The sequence below is a fragment of the Hydrotalea sp. AMD genome, assembly GCF_004100315.1.
Taxonomy (GTDB): Bacteria; Bacteroidota; Bacteroidia; order Chitinophagales; family Chitinophagaceae; genus Hydrotalea; species Hydrotalea flava.
Window position 1 is genome coordinate 1 of the sequence record NZ_SCKY01000072.1, and the last position, 2,672, is coordinate 2,672.

Annotated in this window: 2 protein-coding genes; both read right to left on the reverse strand. The window is 33.6% G+C overall.

Annotation, left to right across the window (positions count from 1 at the left end; all coding sequences use genetic code 11):
* Positions 1–285: 285 nt before the first annotated feature.
* Positions 286–1,005: a hypothetical protein gene (locus EO766_RS18015; protein WP_074419670.1), complete on the reverse strand. Its 720-nt coding sequence runs from the start codon at positions 1,003–1,005 to the stop codon at positions 286–288.
* Positions 986–2,503, reverse strand: coding sequence for a DUF4339 domain-containing protein (locus EO766_RS18020; protein ID WP_143439473.1), 1,518 nt, complete (start codon positions 2,501–2,503; stop codon positions 986–988). Before EO766_RS18020 ends, EO766_RS18015 begins: the two co-directional genes overlap by 20 nt.
* Between the last annotated feature and the right edge of the window lie 169 nt (positions 2,504–2,672).

The window sequence follows — 2,672 nt, forward strand, 5'->3', positions numbered from 1 at the left end:
CAATGGATATTGCTTGACCATTGTTGGGCGGATAATACACCGCAGTGTGGGCAGTGAAATGATTGTTGTCCTAAAATTGGTGGAATATGCTTCATTTACGATGTCTAAAATAAAATGGCTTGTAACGTTTTGCGGCTTGGCGTAGTGGCGGATTTTTAGCACAAAAGTTCAATCGAAGAACTGCACTTGAACCTACCACAAAAATGTCATACGAAGCACTGAACCCGCCATTACGCCAAACCGCTGTTACCAGCCGTTTTTCATTGTCTGTCAATTGCTTTGTCGTCATTTTTTGGTTATGAATTTCATAAAAGTTGAAGTCAAGTCTATTATAAATTCGATTTCTTTTTCGTTCACATTATCATCGTGTTTAGCATATTTATTTTGATATTTCCCGTAATAGTCCAAAAGCGTATTAAACATATTTGTCGTTTCAGGACTAATTCCTTTAGCTTGCTGAAATTGTCCTACGTCTGCAATCTGTTTTTCTAAAGGCTTGTCATTATTAAGAACTTCTTTTAATAGTAACTCTAATGAAAGTCTCAAATCGTCAATTAAATTTCTTTGATAAACATTCTTATTCAATTTGTCTAAGGCAGAATTATATAATTCAAAAGCCTTTTTGTAAGCAGAAAGCCAATGTTGAGTTTCCTTTACAAGCTCTGTTGTTAGAATATGTTGTCCGCTTGGAATATACTCAGGATATTGAGAATACAATTTGTTTTTCAAATCCTTTACACTGTCAAGATGTTGAAGCCTTTCAATGGTCTCGGAAATAATTTCAAATTGTTGGTCAGAGTTAAAACGCTTTAAATTTTCAAGGAATGCTGTTCTTTTATTGGGAGCATCAACGAATGGAGGTTTATGGAATGGAATATCTACATTATAATCTAAACTTTTCGCTGAAAAATACTTGCCAATTTCAGTTGAAGTAAGACCCGTATTGGTGTCTGCCAATATATCCGATGCGTATGTTAAGAATACATTACTGATTAGTTTCTTCATTTCCTAATTCTTCGTTTTTTGTAGTTTCATCTGTTTGCGTGGTTGCTTCTTCCTTTTTTGACTCATCTGTTTCTTTAGCTCCAACTCGTTTAAAAGCAATATTGCTTTTATCCTTTGTTGAAATTAGAACTAAATCATCTTGGTTAATTTTTTCAATTTTGTAAAAAAGTTCTTTGCTAGGATAAGAGAGATTAATCGTGTTGCCCTTATCCGTAAATTTTATTATACCTTTTGAAACTTTATCATTGATGATTTCAACAAAGGTATGTTTGCCGAAAAATGAATGTTCAAAGAAAAATATCTGCTCTTGATATGAAGTGTTTTTCCAACGCTTGCCAAATAAGTTTAGATTTCTAAAATACTTTGGTTTGGCAAATAGTAGAATTAACAATAATAAAATTGTTGTGCCAACTGTAATTCCTAAATAAGTAAAAAGGTCTTTTCTTATTGCTGTTTCATTTTCTGTAATCTCGTAGTGCTTTCCGTAAGTTTTGTAATAAACAGCCCAATCTTCTGTATTTATATTTGCTCCGTGGTTACCTGAACTTTCCCAAGAAGATGAAAAAATTCCTGAAGATGAATATTGTTTTGGAGTTGTATTGTCCATATAGAAATATTCATTTCTAATGTCTGAGAAGTTTGAAATATCAACAAACTTCCCAGGCGTATAAGCTCCCGGTGATTTTTTATCATCTTTCGTAAAATATTCAAAAGCATTTGTGTAGCACTTTCTAACAGACAATCTGTAATTATCTGCATAATAACCACCACTAATTTTAAAACGACCACCCCAACCATCGTCCATATATTCAGGTGCAACATATTTGCCTGATGGTTTTTTATAACCCATATCTCCAGAATAGGTTGTTTCTATGTCAAAACCATCGTCATTTTGTCTTGTGAGTTGTTTAATTGTAAAACCACCATTTGTGGCTTCATATATAGTATATAACTTTTCTCTTTCCCACCATTCTTCAAATAAGAATAAGTCATCACTATTCTTGCTTTTAGATTTAGGATAGCCAGTTTCTTTGAGTTTTCCTTGTGTAAGAGTTTCAACTCCGTCAAGAACAACCGTTTTGCCGTCAAGAATATTATCTACTTTTGAGTAAATATCTTTTTTGAACTTCTGTTTTTTATTGTTGGAATAGGAATAGGCAATAAATGCAGCAAGACCAACTAATAAAAAAGCAGTTCCATATATTTTAAATGAAGCCCAAAATTTCACATTGCTATCTTCAACTAAAACCTTTTTTTCTTCCTTATTTTCTTGTAAAGGCTGAATAGTCGAATTGGGTAAGTTGTCAATTATCGGAGGTGGTGGTGGTGTCTTTTTTAGCAATCCTTTGAGTTCTTCAACTTCTCTAACTGGCTTCCAATTTTCAAAACCATCAGTCCAAACCAAAGTGTCAGGTTTTAAGCCAACAGTCCTTAGTTGGTCAACGTTAAAAGGTCCTTTCTGTTCCTTTTCGTCTAAGTAGTAAAATTCTTTTTCCATACTTTTTATTTGTTCGTTTTCTGTCGTCCTAAAATGGCTGGTAACGATCACGGCTTGGCGATGTGGTGGTGTTTGAAAATCGTCAGCCGGTAACCGCAGTTAAATTTAAAAATAAAAGTTCATTGTTTATTCTATTGATCGGCGTTATTCATCGGCTGGAACTGAAGCC